21 protein-coding genes, 3 tRNA genes and 1 pseudogene are annotated in these 21647 nt (G+C 65.0%); 8 read left to right on the top strand and 17 right to left on the bottom strand.

Going from position 1 to position 21647, the window contains the following annotated elements; translation table 11 throughout:
- Positions 1-3: 3 nt before the first annotated feature.
- From AC1DJN_RS06035 to AC1DJN_RS06020, 4 genes are all read right to left on the bottom strand, one after another.
- Positions 4-666, bottom strand: a complete 663-nt coding sequence (locus tag AC1DJN_RS06035; protein WP_025875219.1) for a MotA/TolQ/ExbB proton channel family protein — start codon at positions 664-666, stop codon at positions 4-6.
- A 3-nt stretch (positions 667-669) separates the two neighbouring features.
- Entirely contained in the window at positions 670-3087 is a 2418-nt protein-coding gene (locus AC1DJN_RS06030; protein WP_478038983.1) for a DNA internalization-related competence protein ComEC/Rec2, read from the bottom strand.
- Between the two features lie 70 nt (positions 3088-3157).
- Positions 3158-4501: a sensor histidine kinase gene (locus tag AC1DJN_RS06025; protein ID WP_442251046.1), complete on the bottom strand. Its 1344-nt coding sequence runs from the start codon at positions 4499-4501 to the stop codon at positions 3158-3160.
- Between the two features lies 1 nt (position 4502).
- The gene (locus AC1DJN_RS06020; RefSeq protein WP_032975718.1) at positions 4503-5174 is read right to left on the bottom strand and encodes a response regulator transcription factor; all 672 of its coding nucleotides are present in this window, start codon (positions 5172-5174) and stop codon (positions 4503-4505) included.
- A 144-nt stretch (positions 5175-5318) separates the two neighbouring features.
- On the opposite strand from AC1DJN_RS06020, the gene AC1DJN_RS06015 reads away from it, so the two are divergent.
- Both AC1DJN_RS06015 and AC1DJN_RS06010 read left to right on the top strand, forming a co-directional pair.
- Complete coding sequence (locus AC1DJN_RS06015) at positions 5319-6086, top strand: MipA/OmpV family protein (RefSeq protein WP_025875227.1); 768 nt, start codon at positions 5319-5321, stop codon at positions 6084-6086.
- 39 nt (positions 6087-6125) lie between these two features.
- The gene (locus AC1DJN_RS06010; RefSeq protein WP_025875229.1) at positions 6126-6413 is read left to right on the top strand and encodes a hypothetical protein; all 288 of its coding nucleotides are present in this window, start codon (positions 6126-6128) and stop codon (positions 6411-6413) included.
- An 8-nt stretch (positions 6414-6421) separates the two neighbouring features.
- On the opposite strand, the gene AC1DJN_RS06005 is transcribed toward AC1DJN_RS06010, so the two are convergent.
- On the bottom strand, positions 6422-6562 hold the full coding sequence (locus AC1DJN_RS06005) for a hypothetical protein (RefSeq protein ID WP_162887621.1): 141 nt from the start codon (positions 6560-6562) through the stop codon (positions 6422-6424).
- A 107-nt stretch (positions 6563-6669) separates the two neighbouring features.
- On the opposite strand from AC1DJN_RS06005, the gene AC1DJN_RS06000 reads away from it, so the two are divergent.
- The 5 genes from AC1DJN_RS06000 (at position 6670) to AC1DJN_RS05980 (ending at position 8523) form a co-directional block, all read left to right on the top strand.
- Positions 6670-7239, top strand: coding sequence for a peroxiredoxin family protein (locus tag AC1DJN_RS06000; protein WP_025875231.1), 570 nt, complete (start codon positions 6670-6672; stop codon positions 7237-7239).
- Positions 7240-7250: 11 nt separating this feature from the next.
- Entirely contained in the window at positions 7251-7445 is a 195-nt protein-coding gene (locus tag AC1DJN_RS05995) for a hypothetical protein (RefSeq protein WP_025875233.1), read from the top strand.
- 65 nt (positions 7446-7510) lie between these two features.
- Entirely contained in the window at positions 7511-7702 is a 192-nt protein-coding gene (locus AC1DJN_RS05990; RefSeq protein ID WP_032975717.1) for a hypothetical protein, read from the top strand.
- A gap of 31 nt (positions 7703-7733) precedes the next feature.
- A complete protein-coding gene (locus tag AC1DJN_RS05985; RefSeq protein ID WP_032975716.1) occupies positions 7734-7928 on the top strand; it encodes a hypothetical protein in 195 nt (64 codons plus the stop codon).
- A 262-nt stretch (positions 7929-8190) separates the two neighbouring features.
- Positions 8191-8523 (top strand): hypothetical protein, encoded by a 333-nt coding sequence (locus AC1DJN_RS05980; protein ID WP_032975715.1) that lies wholly within the window; start codon positions 8191-8193, stop codon positions 8521-8523.
- A 112-nt stretch (positions 8524-8635) separates the two neighbouring features.
- Here AC1DJN_RS05980 and AC1DJN_RS05975 read toward each other — a convergent pair.
- From AC1DJN_RS05975 to uvrB, 3 genes are all read right to left on the bottom strand, one after another.
- Positions 8636-8710 (bottom strand) — tRNA-Val (locus tag AC1DJN_RS05975).
- A 97-nt stretch (positions 8711-8807) separates the two neighbouring features.
- Positions 8808-8882: transfer RNA gene (locus tag AC1DJN_RS05970), tRNA-Val, on the bottom strand.
- Between the two features lie 107 nt (positions 8883-8989).
- A complete protein-coding gene (uvrB, locus tag AC1DJN_RS05965) occupies positions 8990-11014 on the bottom strand; it encodes an excinuclease ABC subunit UvrB (protein WP_442251045.1) in 2025 nt (674 codons plus the stop codon).
- 176 nt (positions 11015-11190) lie between these two features.
- Between uvrB and AC1DJN_RS05960 the strand changes: the two genes are divergently transcribed.
- Positions 11191-11685, top strand: coding sequence for a GspH/FimT family pseudopilin (locus AC1DJN_RS05960; RefSeq protein WP_032975713.1), 495 nt, complete (start codon positions 11191-11193; stop codon positions 11683-11685).
- Positions 11686-11737: 52 nt separating this feature from the next.
- Here the strand turns inward: AC1DJN_RS05960 and AC1DJN_RS05955 are convergent.
- The 9 genes and pseudogenes from AC1DJN_RS05955 to AC1DJN_RS05915 all read right to left on the bottom strand — a co-directional run.
- Positions 11738-11814, bottom strand: a tRNA-Asn gene (locus AC1DJN_RS05955).
- A 45-nt stretch (positions 11815-11859) separates the two neighbouring features.
- Positions 11860-12267, bottom strand: coding sequence for a type IV pilin protein (locus tag AC1DJN_RS05950; RefSeq protein WP_032975712.1), 408 nt, complete (start codon positions 12265-12267; stop codon positions 11860-11862).
- A 23-nt stretch (positions 12268-12290) separates the two neighbouring features.
- Positions 12291-16052 (bottom strand): pilus assembly protein, encoded by a 3762-nt coding sequence (locus AC1DJN_RS05945; RefSeq protein ID WP_478038982.1) that lies wholly within the window; start codon positions 16050-16052, stop codon positions 12291-12293.
- Between the two features lie 13 nt (positions 16053-16065).
- A complete protein-coding gene (locus AC1DJN_RS05940) occupies positions 16066-16587 on the bottom strand; it encodes a pilus assembly PilX family protein (protein ID WP_478038981.1) in 522 nt (173 codons plus the stop codon).
- Between the two features lie 5 nt (positions 16588-16592).
- Positions 16593-17750, bottom strand: coding sequence for a PilW family protein (locus AC1DJN_RS05935; protein ID WP_032975709.1), 1158 nt, complete (start codon positions 17748-17750; stop codon positions 16593-16595).
- 8 nt (positions 17751-17758) lie between these two features.
- Complete coding sequence (gene pilV, locus AC1DJN_RS05930) at positions 17759-18256, bottom strand: type IV pilus modification protein PilV (RefSeq protein ID WP_025875254.1); 498 nt, start codon at positions 18254-18256, stop codon at positions 17759-17761.
- Entirely contained in the window at positions 18253-18768 is a 516-nt protein-coding gene (locus tag AC1DJN_RS05925; protein ID WP_032975708.1) for a GspH/FimT family pseudopilin, read from the bottom strand. The genes pilV and AC1DJN_RS05925 overlap by 4 nt, the downstream gene beginning before the upstream one ends.
- 172 nt (positions 18769-18940) lie before the next feature.
- Positions 18941-20329: a nucleotide 5'-monophosphate nucleosidase PpnN gene (ppnN, locus tag AC1DJN_RS05920; protein ID WP_478038980.1), complete on the bottom strand. Its 1389-nt coding sequence runs from the start codon at positions 20327-20329 to the stop codon at positions 18941-18943.
- A 252-nt stretch (positions 20330-20581) separates the two neighbouring features.
- A pseudogene (locus AC1DJN_RS05915) lies at positions 20582-21647 on the bottom strand (Oar protein); the annotation flags it as partial.

The raw sequence follows: 21647 nt of genomic DNA, 5'->3' as shown, positions 1-21647 counted from the left end.
CGATCAGGCCTTTGCCGTAGCGGCGGAAGACGCGCGCGCAGCGGGGGCCGGGGTCATCACCCCGGGGCGACCGTCCAGCGTATCCAGCAGCGCGCTGGCTTCCTGCTCCATCTCCACCACGTAGCCGTGGATGCGGCCCTTGAAGAAGCGGTGGAACATCAGCGCCGGGATCGCCACGATCATGCCGGTGGCGGTGCACACCAGTGCCTTGCCGATACCGCCGGCAAGCTGGTTCACATCACCCACGCCGTGGTCGAGGATGCCCAGGAACATCTGGATCATGCCGACCACGGTGCCCAGCAGGCCCAGCAACGGGCCGGCCGAGGCGATGGTGCCCAGCGCGTTGAGGAAACGCTCCATGCGGTGCACCAGATGGCGACCGGTGTCCTCGATGCGCTCGCGGATCTGGTCGCGCGGGCGGTTGCGCGCTTCCAGCGCGGCGGCCAGCAGGGCACCCAACGGTGAATTGGCACGCAGGGTCTGCAGGTGCGCCGGGTCCAGCTTGCCGCGCGCGGCCCAGTTGCGGACCTCCTGGCCCAGGCCAGGCGGCAGCACCTCGTTACGCCGCAAGGACCAGAAACGCTCCAGGACGATCGCCAAAGCCAGTACGCCCAACAGCAGCAGCGGCACCATCGGCCAGCCACCGGCCTTGACCAGTTCCCACACGTTTCAACCCTCCGGCCCAGCGGCCGCTTGTTCGATCGGCGATAGGATAGCAGCCGACCGCGCCCGCCCAGCGGCATCCCACCACCGGGCGGCGTGGATACGCTGTTCACGCAGCTGCAGGCCTTGTGCGCCAAGCCATACGCGGATCGCGCCGGACTCGGCGGTGGACAGCACTTCGGCGCCCGCCGCCTGCCAGCGCCGCACCACGTCACGTTTCGGGTGGCCAAAGTGGTTCCGGTGCCCGGCCGAGACCAGCGCCAGCCGCGGCGCCACCGCCTTCACCCAGTCCGGCGTGGAACTGCCTCCGCTGCCGTGATGGGGCACCAGCACCACGTCCGCACGCAGCATATCGGCAGCGCCCGCCAGCAGCGCCTGTTCGCCTTGCCGGCCGATGTCACCGGGCAGCAGCACTACCCCGTGCGCGCCAGCAACCCGCAGCACGCAACTGGCTTCGTTGTCGGCGCCCTTCCCGCCAACGGCAGGGAACGCGGCGGGCGGATGCAGCACCTGGAAATCGAACCCGTCCCATTGCCAGCGCAGGCCCTGTTGGCAGCTGCCGGCCTTGGCAATCGCACTGCCCGGTGGAGCCAGTACGTGCAGACCCGGCAATTGCCGGCGCAGCGCGGCGAGGTTGCCGCTGTGGTCCAGGTGGTCGTGACTGATCATCAGCTGTGCCGGCGGCTCCTGTCCCAACGCCCGCAAGGTCGGCAGCAGCATCCGCTCCTCGGCCCCGCTGCCGCTGCCGGCTGGCGGGCCGACGTCATACCAGAGTGCGTGCCGGGCGGTCCGCAGCAGCACCGCCGCGCCCTGGCCGACATCGTGCACCACCAGTTCCAGCTCACCCTGCTGCGGCCCCGACCGTGCCGGCCACAGCAACGGCAGGCACAGCAAAGAACCGGCARGCCCGGCCCCGGCGCCGCGTGGCAACAGCCACCAGAACACCCCCAGCAAGGCCGCCGGCAACGCCCAGGCCGGCCCCTGCGCCAGCCACCACATCGCCTGTGGGTGCTCGGCCAAGGGTTGCAGCAGCTGCCAACTGGCCTCGAACACCCAGGCAGCCGTGCGCCAAGGCCACTGCCCTGCCCCGGTGCGCAGGGCCTCCAGAGCGGTTCCCAGCAGAGCCAGAGGCACCACCAGCAGGCTCCACAGTGGAATGATCGGCAGGTTCACCAGCGGCCCCAGCCGTGCGCTGCCACCGAACAGTGCCACCGCCAACGGCAGCAGAGCGACGCTGGCCACCCCCTGCCCTGCCAGAGCGCCGCGCAGCATCGTGGCGAACCCCTTCGGCCGCCCCTGCGGCAGGCACCACAGCAACCACAGCACCCCACCGAAACTGAGCCAGAAGCCCGCAGACAGCACCGACAGCGGTGCCGGCAGCAGCATCGCCAGCGCGGCCAGCGCGAGCCCCTGCGCTACCGTCACCGGACGGCGGGCAACGCGCGCCAGGGCCAGCACCGCGATCATCAGCGCAGTACGCACGGTCGGCAGCTCGCTGCCTGCAACAACGGCATAGCCGGCTGCTGCCGCCGCCGCCGCACAGGCCGCCGCCTGCGGTCGTGGCCAGAACCGGGCAAGCCCCGGCCAGGATCGCCAGAGCGCAGAACACAGCAATGCGGCGAAGCCCGCGACCAGGCCGACATGGAAGCCGGAGATGGCGATCAGGTGGGTCAGGCCCAGCGCGCGCAGCTGCGCCCAATCGACGTCGGACAGGCGACGCGTATCGCCCAGTGCCAAGGCCTGGATGAACCGCGCCGACGGGTGTGCGATCTGCCTGGCAATGGCGGCACTGGTGCGCTCGCGCCACGCAGGTAGACCATGCGCAGGGCGCAGCTGTCGCGTGGAATTCGAATCGCGCACGCTGGCGTTCCCTGCCAGCCCACGCAGCAGCGCTTGCCGCTCGCCATCGAAGCCCCCCGGATTGATGCGTGAACGTGGTGGTCGCACGCGCAGCGACAACTGCCAATCCGCCCCGGCGTGCAGGAGACGTCTCTGATCAAGCCCGGCGTCGGTCGGCCCACCCCGTGGCGCGTGCCAGAGCACCTGCAGCCGCTTTCCACGCAGCGTCGGCATCGCATCGGACGCATCCACCCGGAATTCGAAGCGGGTGTGTGCAGGCGTTTCCTTCGGCAGATCGATGACCTGCCCCCGGACGAGCACATCCTGCGCAGCAGAACCGGCCGGCAGCTGCGTCTGCATTGCCCAATACCCGTGGCAGCAAGTCCAGGCCAAGCCGAACAACAACGCAGCCGCCGCGCGTCCGCGCCAGCGCAACACCCAGCCCAACGCGGCCACGACGGTCGCCGCAACAGAAGCCCACAGCGGTGGCAACACCGGCAGCAGCACGCAGACCAASGCACCGGYAACCAGAGCGGCAGCGCACGCGGGGCCMARCARSGGCGACAAGGTCCGATCGGCWGCCATCGACACAGCGTGCCGAGGCGCGGCCTCACCCAGCCATCAGGCAACACCGTGTGGCGTTGTCAGCGCCCGGCTAGCGACGCACGCTGCCGCGGTGGAAGTTGACCCGGAAGCTCGCCCCACCCCCAACGGCCTCGCCCACGCTCACCGTGCCGCCGTGGTGCTGCACGATCTCCTTGACCAGATGCAGGCCGAGGCCGCTGCCACTGCCAGCAGCACGCAGGCGGTGGAACGGCTCGAAGATCGCCTCGCGGTCACCGACCGGCACGCCGGCGCCCTGGTCGCTGACTTCCAGCAGGCACTGCCGGTCCAGACGCACGCAGATGGTGCCGCGCCCGCCGCCATGGACGATGGCGTTGTGCACCAGGTTGGCGATCACCCGCCCCAGGGCGAGGCCATCGCCATGGATCCATACTGGCGTCTCCGGCGCATCCACTTCAAAGCCGTAGCCGGCGCCAACCACCAGAGGCGCAAGGTCGGCGGCCGCTTCGCGCACGACATGCGCAAGGTCCAGGCGCTGCAGCGCTGCGACGTTCCGGTCCAGGCGCTGCAGGTCGAGCAGGTGCTCGGCGACGTTGCCGAGACGGGCGACATCGGTCAACAGCTGCGATTTGAGCTCCCCCTGCGGCAACTGCGACAAGCGCGCCTGTACCACCGCAATCGGTACCCGCAGTTCATGGGCGGCGTCGGCCAGGAATTTATCGCGTGCTGCGTAGCCCTGCTGCACCTTGTCGATCGCATCGTTGAACGCTTCGACCAGAGGCGCSACCTCGGTMGAYACCAGCTGCGCGTCCAGGCGCGCACCGGGCTGGCCGATATCMAGYTCCTTGGCCTGCTGCGCGGACCGGCGCACGCCACGCATGGCGCGATGGATCACCGTCGGCATCACCAGCAGCGTGACCACGATCAACGGCAGGAAGAACCACAGGCCGATCAACCGCAGCACCATCAATGCGCCATCCAGCAGGCCGCCCTTCGGCGCCCCGCCCACCATCACCGTGATGCGGCGGCCGTCTTCGTTGCGGATCATCACCCGCGCCACATCCAGGTACGGCGGCACCAGCGAACCCAGCTCGGTGGCACCCAGTGTCGGCAGGCGGGCCAGCAGCGGCGCGTGGATGGCAGGCAGCGTACCGCGCTGCAGCCATGCACCGCGATCGTCCACCGCCGCGAACCACAGGTTGCCACCGGCACGCGCATCGAGCTTCTGCCAGCGTGCTTCGTCCAGCACCAGACGGCCGCCTTCGCTGTGCACCGCGTTGGCCGCGCTCTCGGCCATGAACATGTCCATGCCCCAGGTGTCCTTGTCGCCCCAGGTCAGGATCAGCGCGACGACGGCGAACAACACCGTGAAGGCCTGCGCCAGGAACAGCCGCCACGCCAGTCCAAGGGTGATCGAACGAATCGGTCGTGCCATCTCAGGCCTCCGCCAGCAGATAGCCGACGCCGCGGATCACGTGGATCTCCACGCCTGCCCCGGCCTGCTGCAGCGCCTTGCGCAGTTTTGAAATATGCGCATCGAGCGCATTGGACTGGATCTCATCATCGAATCCGTACACCGCCGATTCCAGCGCGCTGCGGGTGACCGTGCGCCCCTGCCGCATCGCCAGCGCCTGCAGCACCAGCACCTGCCGCCGCGGCAGTGCAACCGGTTGGCCGTCCACCTGCGCCTGCAGCGATTCGAAATCAAACTCCAGCCGGCCCAGCCGCAACCGGGGGGTCACCATCGCCGACGGTCGACGCGAGACGGCGCGGATGCGCGCCATCAGCTCTTCGATCGCCACCGGCTTGACCAGATAGTCATCGGCACCGACATCCAGCCCCTCCACCTTGTCCGACAGCCCACCCTTGGCAGTGAGCATGATCACCGCCAGGTTCGGCCGCAGCGCACGGGCAGTCGCCACGAAGCCCACGCCATCACCATCGGGCAGCTGCCGATCGAGCAGCATCAGCTGATGCACCGGCTCACGCAGGGCGAGCGCAGCCTCGGCCAGGCTGCCGACCACGTCGGCGACCACACCCTGGCGCTCAAGCCCGGACTGCAGGGCTCGCGAGAGATCGGGGTCATCTTCGACCAGGAGAATGCGCATCGGGGGCTCGGCAACCGGAAACGGTGCCGATCATAGTGCCTTCGGCGTGCAGGTGGCGGCGATGCCAGCAGATTGCGCCTGCGCAATGTTCCGACAATGTTGCGCGCGCAGCATGCATCGCCATCCCTGCAACGCACTACATCGATGACCTCACTGTCCCCCGCCCTGCTGCGCCCCCTGCTGTGCACCGTCGCTCTCTCCACGCCGCTGCTGGCCACCGCGCAGGAACAGGCTCCGGGGGTACAGGCCGGCATCACCTTCGGCGCGACCACTGGCGCCTACGCGCACTATGACGACAAGCCGCTGGTGCTGCCGGCGCTGTCCTGGCAGGGCAAGCGCTTCTTCGCCAGCCCCGGCTCGCTTGGCATGAACCTCTACAAGGCCGACGGCCTGCGCCTGTCGGCGGTGGCGACGCCCTACACGTTGCGCTTCAAGACCGACGACGTGAACGATCCGCAGCTGCGCCGCCTGCACAGCCGGCAGATGTCGGCGATGGTCGGCATCAATGCCGACTACAGCGCCGACTGGGGCGCGGTGGCGGCCAGCGTGAAGCGCGAAGTAAGCGGGCACGGCGGCGGTGTTGAATCCAGCCTGCATTACAGCTATCCGATCCAGGCCGGCCGTTTCACCTGGGTGCCGCGCGTGGGCGTGGTGCATTCCAGCGCCCGCCTGCTCGACTACTACTACGGCATCAGTGACGAAGAAGCGCTGCGCTCCGGGCTGGCGGCCTACAAGCCCGGCAGTGCCACCTCGCCRAGCCTGCAGATCGCGGTCAGCACGCCCCTGGGTACGAAATGGCGCGCGACCGGCGTCGTCGCCAACCAGTGGTTCGGTGATGCCGTCGAAGACAGCCCGATGGCACGGCGCAGCAGCCAGACCTCCGCTTTCATCTCGCTGATGCGCGCGTTCTGACCGAACCTGCATCCGCCCCACGGACAACAAGGATCCCGCATGGCCGCTGTCACCCCCACCGCCGATGCCAACGCGATCCTGCGCGCGCCGGATCTGGACAGCGCCGAGCGCGCCTACCTGGGCCTGCTGCCGGACATGGATCATGTGGACGCGTTGACCCGACGTGCACTTGGCCTGTCACGCGCTGCCGATGCTGCGCGCGGATACGCACTGTCGATGACCCTGGTCGGCCTGCGCCTGCAGGAGCTGGAAATGGGCGAGCCGTGTGCAGCCGAATATCGTCAGGCGACGCTGCGCAGCCTGCGCCAGGCCTTCACTGCGGCCTGAGCGTCCCGTCAGCGGAAGGTCGTCCAGGCCAGCACCGCAGATAGCAGTGCGACCCAGATCACGGCCTTGAAGGTGCCTTCCAGCATGTTGCCGCCGAACAGCAGTTCGATGATCGGGTTAGGCCGGGAAACGGGAGCATGGTCACTCATGGTGGCGTCCTGAGGTTTGGGAACTGCGTCACCGATGATACAAAAGCTTGACATTCCTGTTGCTGTTTCCGGTATGGTCGATGCAACGCGGCGTTCAAGGATGATCGATGCTCAAGCGTGCACTGTTTCCCGTAGTCGCCCTGCTGCTGGCCGCACTGGTCATCATGCTCTCCTGGCAGAACCGCCAGTTGCGGCAGGTCAACGAACAGATGGCGGCGCAGCTGCAGCAGACGCAGCTGGACGCGCATGGTCTTGCCACCGGCACCCGGCCTGAACTGTTGACCCTGCGGACGACGCAGCAGACCCATGTCGATATCGGTGGCGCGCGCGGCGTGCCGCAGATCCTCTACTTCTTCTCTACCGCCTGCCGTTACTGCCTGGCCTCGGTGCCACAACTGCAGCAGATCGCGGCTGCGCGAGGCAGTGCCGAGCTGGTGGGCGTGGGCCTGCCACCGTACGACCAGCTTGCCGACTACGCAGGCAAGCACGCGCTGGCGTTTCCGATCGCCGTCGACGATCAGGGCGAAGTCTCCAAGCGCTACCGCGCCACGCTGACACCGATGCTGATGGTGCTGGCCGCAGATGGCAGCATCGCCTACAAGCATGTCGGCCAGCTCGACACCGGGACGGTGCAGGCCGTCGCCAACGCAATGAATCCGGGAAGCCACACCAACTGAAGGAGATACACATGATCGGGAAGAAAACGCTGTTCTCGTCCGTCGCCGGTATCGTCATCGTTGCTGCAATGTCATTCGGGGCCGCACAGGCCTTCGCCACACCGGTGAAGACCGGCTTTGCACCGGGTTGCGTGGATACCCCCGGATGCATGTTCGGCGGCAATGGCCGCGCCGGCGGCACGCGCATCTGCTGCGTCGCCAACTGATCCCGCTTCGACACCGCCCCGCACGCGGTGACTTCATGTTCCATCGCCATTCCAAGGAGATACACATGATCGGAAAGAAGAAGCTGTTCTCGTCCATTGCCGGCATCGTCGTCGTGGCCGCCATGTCATTCGGCGCCGCGCAGGCCTTCGCCACTCCGGTGAAGACCGGCTTCGCGCCGGGCTGCAAGGAACATCCGAGCTGCCCCTATGGCAACGCAGGCTCCCACGGCCTGCTGGTCTGCTGCGACCCCATGTAACCCGCCTCGAAGCTCTGCAAAGGAGATACAGATGATCGGAAAGAAGAAGCTGTTCTCGTCCATTGCCGGCCTCGTCGTGGTGGCCGCCATGTCATTCGGTGCCGCGCAGGCCTTCGCCACTCCGGCCAAGGCCGGGTTCGCACCGGGCTGTGAATTCACCCCGGGCTGCCCGTATGGCGGCTCAGGGCATTGGTCCGGCCCTCGCCTGTGCTGCGATCCGCTCTGAGCCCGCCTGATGGTTCCAGCCACGTCGTGACCTGAGCCCAGGCTTCCCGGCCAACGGGGTCACTTCCGGGCAAACGGGCCGGACTGCCTTCACGGGTGGCCCGGCCCTTTTTCATGATCGTGTTCTGCCGCCGCCCCGGTCTGGCACGGATTCATCCTTGCTGGCTCTGGTTGGCGCGCACTTTTCCGGTCTTCGTCGGATACCGGTTTCACAGCGCAGGCCGCAGTGCAACGCTGGGCTCCCTTCTCCGGAGCACCGTGCCATGCCGATGCTTGCCCTGCTGCTGTTGATGGCCGGTCTGTGCAACCGCGACGGCGGTACCGGAAGCGATTCGCTGCGGATGCAGATCCTGCAGGCCGATGCCCAACGTGCCGTCCGCGCGCCTGCGACGTACGGCCAGACGGACAGCCAGAGCGTGCAGATCCTGCGCCTGAGTGCGGATCGCGTACTGCAGGTGGCCCACGCTCGCGTGCACGGTGATGCCGACGGTATACAGCGCGGGCAATCGCACGCCCGGGGAATGCTGCAACTGTGGCAGCGCGTGGATGGTCATTGGCAGCTGCAGCGCAGCGCCAGTGTCGAGCAACGCGGTTGACGCTGGCAGCAGCCGGCCAGGCTGGAACGAGCGCGGATCGCAGGCACAAAAAAACCGGCCCAGGGCCGGCTTTCATCGTTGCCACCGCTGCTCCGGCCATGCCGGGAACCGGTGGTGGGCGGTACAGGGTTCGAACCTGTGACCCCTACCATGTCAAGGTAGTGCTCTACCGCTGAGCTAACCGCCCAAATATTCCGTGCAGCCCGCAGGCTGGTGCTTCTACGTAAAAACCCGGCGCCAGGGCCGGGCTTTTCATGCTCACGACAGCCCTCTGGGGGACTTCGTGGTGGGCGGTACAGGGTTCGAACCTGTGACCCCTACCATGTCAAGGTAGTGCTCTACCGCTGAGCTAACCGCCCGTTTGTTGCTTCTGCAGCGCCGCGATTGCGTCGGTGCAGGCCGCGTATATTACGGACGACGACCGGCAAGCGCAATACTTTTGTGAAGAAAAGCCGCTTTACCGCGTTCAGCCCAGGCTGGCTTCCTTCAGCTGCCTGATCTGGTCGCGCACCCGGGCGGCATCCTCGAATTCCAGGTCCTTGGCATGCTGGTACATCCGCTGCTCCAGGGCCTTGAGGCGAGCGGCCAGCTGCGCCGGACTGAGCGAACGGTAGTCGACCGTGTCCTCTGCCACCCCGGAACGGCCTTTGCCCTTGCCCTTGCGGAACTCCTTCTCGGCGGCGTCCGAGCGTGCGCCCTCCAGCACGTCGACGATCGGCCGCGCCACGGAGCGCGGAGTGATGCCGTGCTCCAGGTTGTACTCGACCTGCTTGGTGCGGCGGCGGTCGGTCTCATCGATCGCTGCCTGCATCGAACGGGTGATCTTGTCCGCATACAGGATCGCCTTGCCGCGCACGTTGCGGGCCGCACGGCCGATGGTCTGGATCAACGAGCCGGTCGAGCGCAGGAAGCCCTCCTTGTCCGCATCCAGGATCGCCACCAGCGAGACCTCGGGCATGTCCAGCCCCTCGCGCAGCAGGTTGATGCCGACCAGCACATCGAACTTGCCCAGACGCAGGTCACGGATGATCTCCACGCGTTCAACGGTATCGATGTCCGAGTGCAGGTAGCGCACGCGGATGCCGTGCTCGGTCAGGTACTCGGTGAGGTTTTCGGCCATGCGCTTGGTCAGGGTGGTGACCAGCACGCGGTCACCGGCCTTGATCCGCTCGTTGGCCTCGCTCATCAGGTCATCGACCTGGGTGCCGACCGGGCGGATCTCCACCACGGGGTCGATCAGCCCGGTCGGGCGCACGACCAGCTCGGCCATGTCCTCTCCGGCCTCGCGGAATTCATACGGACCCGGTGTCGCCGACACATAGATGCTGCGGGGGCAGCGCGCCTCCCACTCCTCGAAGCGCAGCGGACGGTTGTCCAGCGCTGACGGCAGGCGGAAGCCGAACTCGACCAGGGTTTCCTTGCGCGACCGGTCACCCTTGAACATGGCACCGATCTGCGGAATGGTCACGTGCGATTCGTCGATCACCAGCAGCGCATCAGCCGGCAGGTAATCGAACAGGGTCGGCGGCGGCTCGCCCGCGTTCTTGCCGGTCAAATGCCGCGAGTAGTTCTCGATGCCGTTGCAGAAACCGACTTCGGCCATCATTTCGAGGTCGAACTGGGTGCGCTGGGCCAGGCGCTGCGCCTCGACCAGCTTGTTCTGCGCGTACAGCTGCTCCAACCGCTCCTTCAGCTCGACCTTGATGGTCTCCACCGCCGCCAGAACCCGTTCACGCGTAGTCGCGTAGTGGGTCTTCGGGTACACGGTGAAGCGCATGAGGTTGCGCATGGTCTCGCCGGTGAGCGGATCGAACATCGTGATCTTTTCCACCTCGCCATCGAACAGTTCGATGCGCAGGGCCTCACTGTCCGAYTCYGCCGGGAACACRTCGATCACTTCACCRCGCACGCGGAAGGTACCGCGCTGCAGCTCGTATTCGTTGCGCGTGTACTGCAGCTGGGTCAGGTGATTGATCAGGTCGCGCTGGTCGATGCGCTCGCCCTTGGACAGGATCAGGCGCAGCGACAGGTAGTCTTCCGGCGCACCCAGGCCGTAGATGGCCGACACGGTCGCCACCACGATCGCATCCGGTCGTGACAGCAGGGTCTTGGTCGCCGCCAGCCGCATCTGTTCGATGTGTTCGTTGATCGAACTGTCCTTCTCGATGAAGGTGTCCGACGACGGCACGTAGGCTTCCGGCTGGTAGTAATCGTAATAGCTGACGAAGTACTCCACCGCGTTGTGCGGGAAGAACGCCTTGAACTCACCGTACAGCTGCGCTGCCAGGGTCTTGTTCGGCGCCATGATCAGCGTCGGCTTCTGCACCTGCTGGATGACGTTGGCGATGGTGTAGGTCTTGCCCGAGCCGGTGACGCCCAGCAGGGTCTGCTTGGCGACGCCGGCCTCGAAATTACTGGTCAGCTTGGCGATGGCATCGGGCTGGTCTCCCGCCGGCGAATACGGCGAGACAAGTTGAAAACTGTCGCTCATGGTGTTGCCAGGTCTCGGGGAAGGTAAGTATAGGGGGCGTCCGGTGACGGTCGGCTGAGGGGAAGCCGGGGAGACCGGCAGGGGGATGCCCGATGGCGCCCCCCATTGAAAGGGGCGACGCTCGCTCCATGACCCCGCCCTTGAAACGCCCCCCTGTCCCCGGCCCCGCCCTTGGCATGCAACTGATTGAACTGGTGACGATTATTGCCGTCCTTTCCGTGTTGCTGGCGGCAGGATGGCCGACGCTGCAGTCAACACTGCTGCGCCACCGCGCCGACGCACTGCAGCTGACGCTGCATGCCAGTCTCTCCAGCGCGCGCAGCCAAGCGCTGATCCGGCGTGAACTGATCGGCGTGTGCGCCAGCGAAGACGGGCATCAGTGCACGGACGACTGGAGTGCCGGCTGGATCATCTATCGCAGTGGCCTGCGGCGGGGCTCACCAGCAACGCCGGAAGCCATCCTGGCCCATCACCGTGGCCGCGACGATGTCTCGATCCTGGCACACGCCAGCAGCGGACGGCCGCTCCTGTTTTTCCAGGCGGATGGGCGAAGCCCCGGCGCCAATCTGACCCTGCGCATCTGCGCTGGCAGACACCTGCACGGCAAGCTGGTGGTCAACAATGGCGGGCGTACCCGCAGTGAACGCAGCAACCGCGATCTGCCGTGCTGAACAGAGCAAAGAAAAGCAAAAAGCCGCGATTTCTCGCGGCTTCTGCAGTATCTGGCGCCCGAAGTTGGACTCGAACCAACGACCCCCTGATTAACAGTCAAGTGCTCTAACCGGCTGAGCTATTCGGGCGGGGAGGCGCATTGTACTGGTCGAATCCTGGAAGATCAACACCCACTACCAACAATCGGAAACCGCTCCTCCCGAGGTCTTCCGGTTGGCCTGGTCGAGGGTCAGCTTGCCGCAGCTGTCCTTGACCTGCGTACCCGAAGGAGACGCCGTGATCGTGAACGTGGAACCATCGCCCTTGTAACTCAGGTCGTATCGCGTCGCCCCGCCCTCGCGTGGCGAGACCTTGCTGGGCAGGGTGTAGCCCGAGTAGGAATTGTTGCTGGAGTGATAGCGCTCCGCACGTTGCGCGTACTCGGCCAGGTCCGCTTTGGCTACTGCACGATGTGATCGAAGTACGTACTGCTGGTACGAAGGAATGGCGATGGCCGCCAGGATGCCGATGACGATCACCACGATCATCAATTCGATCAACGTAAAGCCCGCTGAGCGATGAGGCGCACGGAAAGACTGCATGGATGTGGATCCTCGCACAGGGGTCACTGGAGCTGCCGCCAGGACTGGCGACCGCAGGGATAAGGCAGATACAGCGACTGGCTGCCGGCGGCGCCTACCACCATCCAGCAAGAGCTGCCCCCGGGCGGACCTTCCTTGCCACTACCCAGACGCGGTATGACCGACAGGGATACGTCCTTGACCGGCGCGGTTCCCTCGGTCTTCAACGACAGGCCCGCTGTACCCGACGCCGGCTTGACACCCGTGGGTGAACCGGTCCGGACATTCTCCAGGGCAGGCGCACCGGTCAGCGAGGAAAGACCAAACAGCCAGTTCGAACCACTCGTCGAACAGCCAACGGTTTCCAGATTGGGGACATAGGTCGGCATGAACATGATGCCGCTGACCAGCAGTGGATTACCAACGAACCGTTCACCGTTGCTCGCAGGCAGGTTGATCATCCACCCTCGCGCATTGGCCGGCGCAGTCCCTGCCACAATCCTGCGCGCCTCGGCGCCCGTCGCCGGAGCATCCGCGGTATAGGGCGCCAGATTGGCCGAGGTCAAGGTCGATGTGACCCTCTTCCCGCCAATGTCATTGACCGCATACAACGCCTGTCGCGAGGTGTCGTCCTTGTCACTGTAGAACGAGAAGCTGCCCGTACCGAAATACAGCATCACGCCACCCGATGGACCGGTCGCAGCGGTCATGCCGCCCGTGATCGGCTGGCGGAAGTTCCGCGCGCTGGTGTCCTGGCTGACCTGGGTGGTGAATRCGGGAACGGTCAGCGCCGTGTTGGAACTATCGGTGAGGTCGAATTTCCAGATGGCGCCACGCTGATCGGCAGCGTAGACGGTATCGGCAAGACCATCGCGACCGCGCAGGTCCTGGCTGTCGCCACGCCAGCGATCCACCACCACCACGTTGCCCAACCCATTGTCTCCGGAGATGTTGGCTCCCGAGGCATTGCTCTCTACCGCCTCGATCATCCGCGTGGCGCCCGACGCCATATCCACGACGAACAGTACGGCCTTGCGGCTGGCACTGTTATAGCCGTTGCCGAAGATCGCCTTCCATGCAACCGTCTTGCCTTCCTTCACCGGTACGATCACCGGCTTGCCCAGCACGAAGCCGATGTTGTTGCGCACGCCCTCGGCCAACGACATGTTCAGGTCGCTGATCTCCCAGAGCGCTTGACGCGTGGTAAACGCTGCCGGGTCACTCACGTCCAGCGCAAATACCGAGCGACCACCAGCGCCAGCCGTACCGACCAGTCCCGTCTGCCAGGTGCTGCCGACGAGCATGTCCGAGATGGTGATTGCACCGTCGACGAAATAGCGATGGCGGAAGGTCTGATCAGCGGTATCCGGTTTGTACGGGAACAGCAGGTTGGCCATATGGCCCAGCGAGGTTGAGGGAATGTACGCAAAGCGCTCGGTCCCTCCCGTACTGTCCATCTCACCCGATGCCCCCATGCCACCATCGAAGGCATGCAGCATGCCGTCATTGGCACCGACGTACACCGTGTAACGACCACTCTTCGCCTTGGTGTCCAGGTACTTGGCATAGCTGGCGGCATAATCTTCGCCGAGCTGGCGATAGCCGTAGTCATCGGTAGGCGAACTGACCACCGGCGCCGAATTGACGATATCGCCCAGCGGCGTGGTGCGGTCGCGGTACTTGCCGCCGCTGCGCTTTTCCATCGTCGTATCCGCTTTCAGATAGCGGATGGCCGTGTCGATATCAGCATCAATGGACTTCAGCTTGTCAGTCGAGCACACCAGCATCTCTGCGTACTTGCCATCCGGCTTGCTGCAAAGATCGGCCAGGCTGATGTCGGCCGAACCGAAGTCAACCAGCGTACCCGCTTTGTTGGCCACGATGCGGCGACCCGTTGAAGCGAGTTTCGTTGACGCCTCCCAGGCCTCGCTGAACACAGCGACCTGGTCACTGTTGATCTTCACGGTCGACGCCTTCAGCTTGCTCGACCAGTCGGTCGCACCATTGCGGATGTCATAGCTTGGCGTCACCGACAGCGAACCTGCACCAATGCGGGCGCCGGTCATGCCAATGGTTCCCGACGACGACTTGCCGCCGGAAATCGAGGCCAACACACGTCGCATCGCCTCGGTTACATCGGCAGGCGTCTGCGCATTGATGAATTCACCACGGCTGTTGAGCGCGGCGTGCCAGATCTCATCGATGACCGTTCCATCGTCCACCGTCGACGGATCAGGGCTGCCGTTCCAGTTCGGCGGATTCTTGTACGGATCCGCCGTGGCGGCAGCATCCACGCCGTAAATCCGCCCCTGAGCACCAAGCGTGACACCGTAGAAATTCATGTGCAGATCGGCCTGGCAGTCCAGTCGCTTCCACTCCGCGCTGCCTTGGGACAACGTGCCGCAGCGCTCGTCCACCGGCACCTGCCCCTTGGGGAAGCCGGTATCGGAACGAAGCGGCGTCTTGCTGCCCGAGTAATAGGCCGCAGTGACGTCGGCCATCGTATTGCTGTAATTGTCGGCGAAGGGCAGTGTCGGCAGGTTCACGGTATTGACCGCGTCCGCGTTGGCGAACGAGCCATTCGGATAGTTCTTGGAATTCRTGTAGCCATCCGTGAACAACATGCCGCCATTGCGCTGGCAGGCGCGGATGACGGGCGCGCCGTCGTCGGTACGGCGGAACTGTTCGGCCAGATACTCCACAGCACGACGGTTGGGCGTGCCGCTGATCGGCTTCAATCCGTAGATCTGCTGATAGAGATCGGCGCGGTTGGTCACCAGATCATGCATCTTCACGTTCTTCAGGTCATTGATCGTGAAGTAACCCACCCGCATGTTGTCGACGCCGTACAACGCCTCGGTGGACGCACCGACAATGGCCAGCGTGCGGCTGCGGTGATACTGGAACCAATTGGCGAAGTTCTGCACCGCAGTGTCGTAGGCACCATCGATGCTGTAGTTGTCCTTCTTGATCTGATAGCGGCGCAGATTGCACTTGGGCCCACAGGCCCCCTGGATCACCGGTCGATTCGCATCGTCCGACTTGTATCCGTAGGGCGCCGGGGAATTCTCCGGCAGGTAGAAGGTCGCCGGGAAGTACTGCACGCCATATTGCACCGCAGAGCCGATGTCACGCGAAGCGGTGCGCCAGGCGTTGTTGCGATAATACGCATTGTCGGTTCCCGTCAGATCGGGAATCTTCATCCCGTCGACGAACTGGAATCCCTCACCGCTGCTTGAACGCACACTGGTCATGTTGTACGTGATGTCGTACCCCGCAAATCCGGAGCGCGGGTCGACACGCGCCGCCGTGGTACTGGCAGGGTTCCAGCGGGTTCCATCGGCCCTCAGCCACGGCTTGTAGCTGACTGACGGGTTGTAGTAGCTGGCGTTGTAGACGTGCGAGCGGGCGAAGCCGAAGATATCCAGCGGCGGGATCGCACGACCATACGAATAGCGCTCGTTGTAGTTGTTGTGCGCGTAAAGGTAAAGATAGCAATCGGCTGAACCGGAGTTGCAGTCCTGCCCAACGCTGTAGAAGCTGCCATTGTTGTTGAAGAAGCTGCCAGTCGACGTGCTGAAGATCAAGCGCCCGTCACCGCCCGGGAACATGCGCTCGAAGGTCATCGAATTCGAGTCATCCACGGCCATGATGAACGCAGGCGGTGTCTGCACCTGCACGTTCAAGGGCTCCTGCGCCAACACACCCTGCGCCTGCGCGGCCATCAGGGTATGCACCAGATAGCCGCCAGCGGCGACAACGGCAAGGCCTACGCCCGCCAGGATCCTGCGATTTCGCGTGTTCATGGGTTCCCCACCCTCACAGCTTGAATACGGTGTCGACCGCCGAGCGCGATGTCGCGTCGGTGGCCGTGTCGCCGGCGTATGTCGTGATCTGGTAGACCGGTGTTGCGGCCTCCAACGGCTTGCCCATGTCCAGCGCCCCTTCTCCCTGGATGCAGCCCTGGATCTGCCGGACCTTCACTGCCGGCTTGCTGCCCAGCTTGGTCTTGGCGACCCAGTCCGATGGATCGAAGCCATCGTCGCAGCGTTGATCGATGTCGGCCGAGGTAACCGTCGGGCTGTCACCCGGCGACTGGCGATTGGCAATCTTCTCCACGGCATTCTCGGCACTGYGGGCGGCGCCCTCGGCACTCTGGAAGGCTACGTTGCCGGCACGGTAGCCCGATGCCATGCGCTCYTGCATGCCGGCCACCTGCATGCCTATCACGCCCAGCAGCGCCAGCATGATCAGCAGAATCAGCGCGACGTAGAGCACGGCACCACGCTGCCGGACAGGGGCAGAGAAGGTGCGGCGCGAAGACAGCTTGATGGAGCGCATGGTCGTCAATTCCCGAACAGGCGGTTGCGCAACGCAACGGAAACTTCATAGGCGCCACGGTGGCGCTGGTCATAGGGATCGCCCGGCGCGATGGTCACACCAAGCACCCCCAGGTAGGTGGCTGCCGAACCCGGAGCCTGCGCCGACGCCCGCTGCGGGCTGCGCGCAAGCAGCCCCACCTGCACCATGCCGACGCGGCGCCATGCGCCAACAGCGGTCGCATCCGTCGCGGTGCTGACGGCACTGGCAACACGCTGGTCGACGATGCGGCCACTGGGCGGAGTGGAAAGCGAAATATCCGGCGTTGCGTCAAGGCCGTACAGGAGCTGCATGCTCTCGATGCCCTCCACCAGCTCCTCACCGTCACCGTAGCCACCGGCTCCGTTGGCGCGGGCGCGGTACAGGGCAGGCTCATTGTTGCCGTTGCTCGCGATGTAATACACCAGGCCATCGGCGCGATACAGCATCGTCATCGCGTTGTTGACCGAATAGCCGGTCAGATCCAGCTTCTCGATCTTGACGGTGGATCCACTGATGGTGGCCGGGAACACATCGGCGCGGGTGCAATCGGCCAGCGCGAACACCGTCGGAGTGCCGGCAGCACCCGCCTTCAGGCGCGCCATGCCGTCACCGGACACCGTCACCGTGGTTGTAGTGCCATCCACACCGACGCCTGTCACAACCGCCCCTTCCGGGCTCAACAGGCGGAGCACAAGCACATCACTGCCGGGCAGTGGCGCCGGCTTCAGGTTGATGATGCTCTTGGGCACGGATATCGCCGCGCTCCACGTGCGCCCCAGGGTCAGTGTATTGGTCGGGGCGGTGCCTGCGGCCTCATACCCCTGCACCGGCACCGAGAAATCCAGCGGATCTCCACTGCCCGCGGCGATACCGAGGTTGTAGCGGACATCGCCGGTGTTCTTGATCACATGCGCCTGGTCGTTCACGCAGCCAAAGTGACCCGCCATGCGCAGGTCACGCTGCAGGAAGTCCAATGCGAAACGTGCATTCTCCTGGGTCCGGGCAGCCCCCTCGGACAGGCGTGAAGCCGCGCGGGACGCGATGAAGATCTGCGTGATGCCCAGCAGAAGGACCAGACCGATGACCATGGCGATCATCAGTTCGATCAGCGACAGGCCGCGGGCTCGTGAAGACGGACTCATGGACGCGCTCACAGGAAAGTGGTCAGGCCGAAGGTGGTGAGGCTGTCGGGCTCCTTCGGATCCCAACGCTGATCACCCCAGGTAATGGCCACGCTGACCCGGCCGGTGCTCTGGGTAAACTGGACCTCTGCACTGGCCTTTTCACCGAGTGTCTTCACAACCTCACATTGCCAGCGTGCCACGTTGGTCTTCGGCGTCACCGCCGCGCCGGTCGGCCAGGCACAAGCACCATTGGCCGTCACCGCTCCGGCAGCGAACGAGGCCGAAGAGTAGGCCCCGCCGGCAAGCGTATCGGTGCGCTGGGCGCGCATCAGTTCGATCAGGTCGTTGGCCAGGTTGGTCGCCTGGGTCCGGTAATTGGCACTCTGTACGAATCGCACGCTCGTGGTCTGCAGCAAGGCAAAGCCGAGCAGCCCGAACGCAAGGATCAACAACGCAACCATCACTTCGATCAGGCTGAAGCCACCCTGGGACGAACGCGGAGAGGCAAGGTTGCGGCGATTCATGAGCAGGTTCCCTTGGTCACCCGGACCTGGCCGGACTTGTTGATCGTCAATGTGCTGCGCTGTTCGCCGGCCTTGCAGGACGCCGGGGACAGGACCACCGTCTGATCGTCCGCGGCCTTGCGACGGCCACGGCCATCAAAGGCGATGGTCGCTCCCGGGGGACCAACCACGCTCAATTGCGGGTTGCCCAGGGAAAAACGCAGCACGCTGTCATTGCTGCCCAGCACGCCATCAGCGTCGAGATCGGACCAGGCCAACAGCCCCTTTGACCATTCACCGTCACACGCCAGGCCATCGGTACTGCCACAGAGGCCACCACCACGGTTGTTGCGGATGGCCTCGCTGCGCGCAAGGTTGGTCAACGCGATTACTTCGTTGTTGGCAGTTGCCAGCCGGTTCGAACGAATCATGCTGCGGAAGCTCGGATAGGCGATCGACGACAGGATCACGAAGACGGTCAGGGTGACCATCAACTCAATCAGCGTGAAGCCGTTTTGCCGGCGCAAAGACATTGGACGCTCCCCAGCGTGTTGGTGGCCACGATGGCGCACCGGCCTGCCGCCGGCAAGCGGCGGCAGGATGAACGGTCAGATCCGGGCGACGGGCGTCAAAGCCTTGACATCCCGCCCTCCCCCACCGGTCCGGCGCGGTCCCCGCCGCGCCGTCCAGCCCCCCTCGCCTCGCTTACGCCAGCACMTGGTAGCAGGGCTGGTATTCGCCGGAGATCTTCATCCGGCGCTGCTCGACGAAGGCACGCAGCAGCGCGTCCAGGGCCTGCATCATGTCGGGGTCGCCATGGATCTGGAACGGCCCGAACTCCTCGATGCGGCGCATGCCGTCTTCCTTCACGTTGCCGGCGACGATGCCCGAGAAGGCCCGGCGCAGGTCGGCTGCCAGCGCGTGCGGCGCACGCCCGTGGTGCAGGTCCAGCGCCGCCATCGCCTCGTGGGTCGGCACGAACGGCTGCTGGTATTCCCACGGAATCTCGATGGACCAGTTGAAGAAGAACGAATCCTTCTGCGCCAGGCGATGCTCGCGCACGCGCTTGATGCCGGCCGACATCTTCTTGGCCACCGCCACCGGGTCGCCGATGACGATTTCGTAGCGCTCGGCCGCGGCGTCGCCCAGGGTCAGGCGGATGAAACGGTCGATCTGCTCGAAGTACGGCGCAGCGACGGTCGGGCCGGTCAGGATCAGCGGGAACGGCAGGTCCTTGTTCTCCTCGCGCAGCAGGATGCCGAGCAGGTACAGGATCTCTTCGGCGGTACCCACGCCACCGGCGAACACGATGATGCCGTGGCCGATGCGGACGAAGGCCTCAAGGCGCTTCTCGATGTCCRGCATGATCACCAGGTGGTTGACGATCGGGTTCGGCGAYTCGGCSGCGATGATGCCCGGCTCGGTSAKGCCGATGTAGCGCGTCAMGGTCCGGCGCTGCTTGGCGTGSGCRATSGTGGCGCCCTTCATCGGGCCCTTCATSGCGCCCGGGCCGCAGCCGGTACAGATGTCCAGGCCGCGCAGGCCCAGCTCGTAACCGACCTGCTTGGTATACAGGTACTCGTCGCGCGAAATCGAGTGGCCGCCCCAGCAGACCACCAGGTTCGGGTCACCCGGGTTGAGGATGCGCGCATTGCGCAGCAGCCCGAACACCGCATTGGTGATGCCCTCGGACGACTCCAGCTCGGCCGCGTAGGCCGGGCCCATCTCGATGGCCATGTACGCCAGGTCACGGACCACCGCGAACAGCAGCTCGGCCACGCCGCGGATGATCTCGCCATCGACGAACGCCATCGCCGGCGCATTGGCCAGGTCGATGCGCACGCCGCGATCCTGCTGTGCGACCTGGATGTCAAAATCGGGGTAAAGATCGCGCGCGGCGCGCGGATCATCGGAGGCACTGCCACTGGTCAGCACCGCCAGCGCGCAGCGGCGCAGCAGCTCGTGCATGCCACCACTGGAGGCGTCGCGCAGGCGCGCAACCTCGGCCCGCGACAGCACATCCAGGCCACCACGCGGGTAGATCCGCGCGTCCTGCACCGGCAGCGTCCGCGCTGCCTTTTCATTCGTTGTCATATCCACTTTTCTGCTTCCTTTAAGGTGTCCGACTGTACTGCCGCCCCCTTAAAAAGCAAAACGGCCGGGAAGCCCGACCGTTGGATAGGTGCGTCCCGCGTTCGCCGCTCCGGGACCGCTTCGGCGGCATCTGCGCCGCGCACGTGTCTGGATGCTACGCCGATGCACCACCTCCCGCAAGGACTTTCGCCTGAACGGAAAACGGCCGGGTTTCCCCGGCCGTTTCCCTTTACTGCATCAGGCTCTGACGGATCAGAACTTGTACTTCAGGGTCAGCTGCATCGACCAGCGCGACACACCGGTGTTGCCCTTGTCGTTGTTGTTTTCCTGGATGGTCGGGGTATCGGTGGCGCCGGTGAAGTTGTAGATGTACTTGCCGGTTGCCGGATCGATACCTGCGTAGCTGGCCACGCGGGAGGTGGASTTGAAACCGTAATCTTCAATACGGCCCCACTTCTTGTTGAGCAGGTTGCCGACATTCATGATGTCCAGCGCCAGCTCACCCTTGTGCTCCTTCACGAAGCCCGGGAATTCCTGGGCGATGTGCAGGTCGAAGCTGTTCACCCACTTGGTACGGAAGGCGTTTGCCGGAGCAATCTCGCCGCGGTACTTCTCCAGCTGCGGGTTGGCGGCAAGCCAGTCGAAGAAGGCCTTCTCCATCGCCGCACCGCCGGTGAACTTGACGTCGCCCGGGCCATTCGGCACGTAGAACAGGTCGTTGAAGTAACCGGCGCCAGTGGTGGCGGCGGCATCGCCGTTCATGTCGTTGTAGTAGATGTAGCTGAACGGACGACCCGAACGACCTTCGTAGAACAGGCCCACGGTGGTGTTGTAGTTGCCGAAGAACGCCTTCTTCCAGTTGATCGAACCGGTCACGCGGTCCTTGATCGCGTAGCGCGAATCATAGGCCACGTTCTCGTTGGCGGTACCGATCAGGGTGCTGCCCCAGTTGGAGGTGTTCTGCGAGCTGGTCAGCGGGCTGACTTCCTTCGCGGCGGTGTAGGTGTAGGCCAGCGACCAGCCCCAGTTCTCGGTCAGCGGCTTGTTCAGACCGGCGGTGAACTGGCGGCTGCTGCCCTTGTCGGTGTTCTTCATGAGCAGCACGTCGCCCATGTCAGAGGGACGATTGAACTTGCCGCCCGCACCGTTGCTGCCTTCACGGATGGAGCAGTTGGCGCCGGCGCACGGCACGTAGCCTGCGTCATTCCAGTACAGCTCGCGACCATCCTGGCCGATGCGGGTCGCTGCAACGCCCGAAGCGTTGTACAGGTCCAGTCGCTCGAAGTAGATCGCGCTCTTGACCTTGGTGTACAGGAAC

The sequence above is a fragment of the Stenotrophomonas sp. 05L414_2 genome (assembly GCF_056397905.1).
This window is presented reverse-complemented; position numbering and strand designations above follow the sequence as displayed.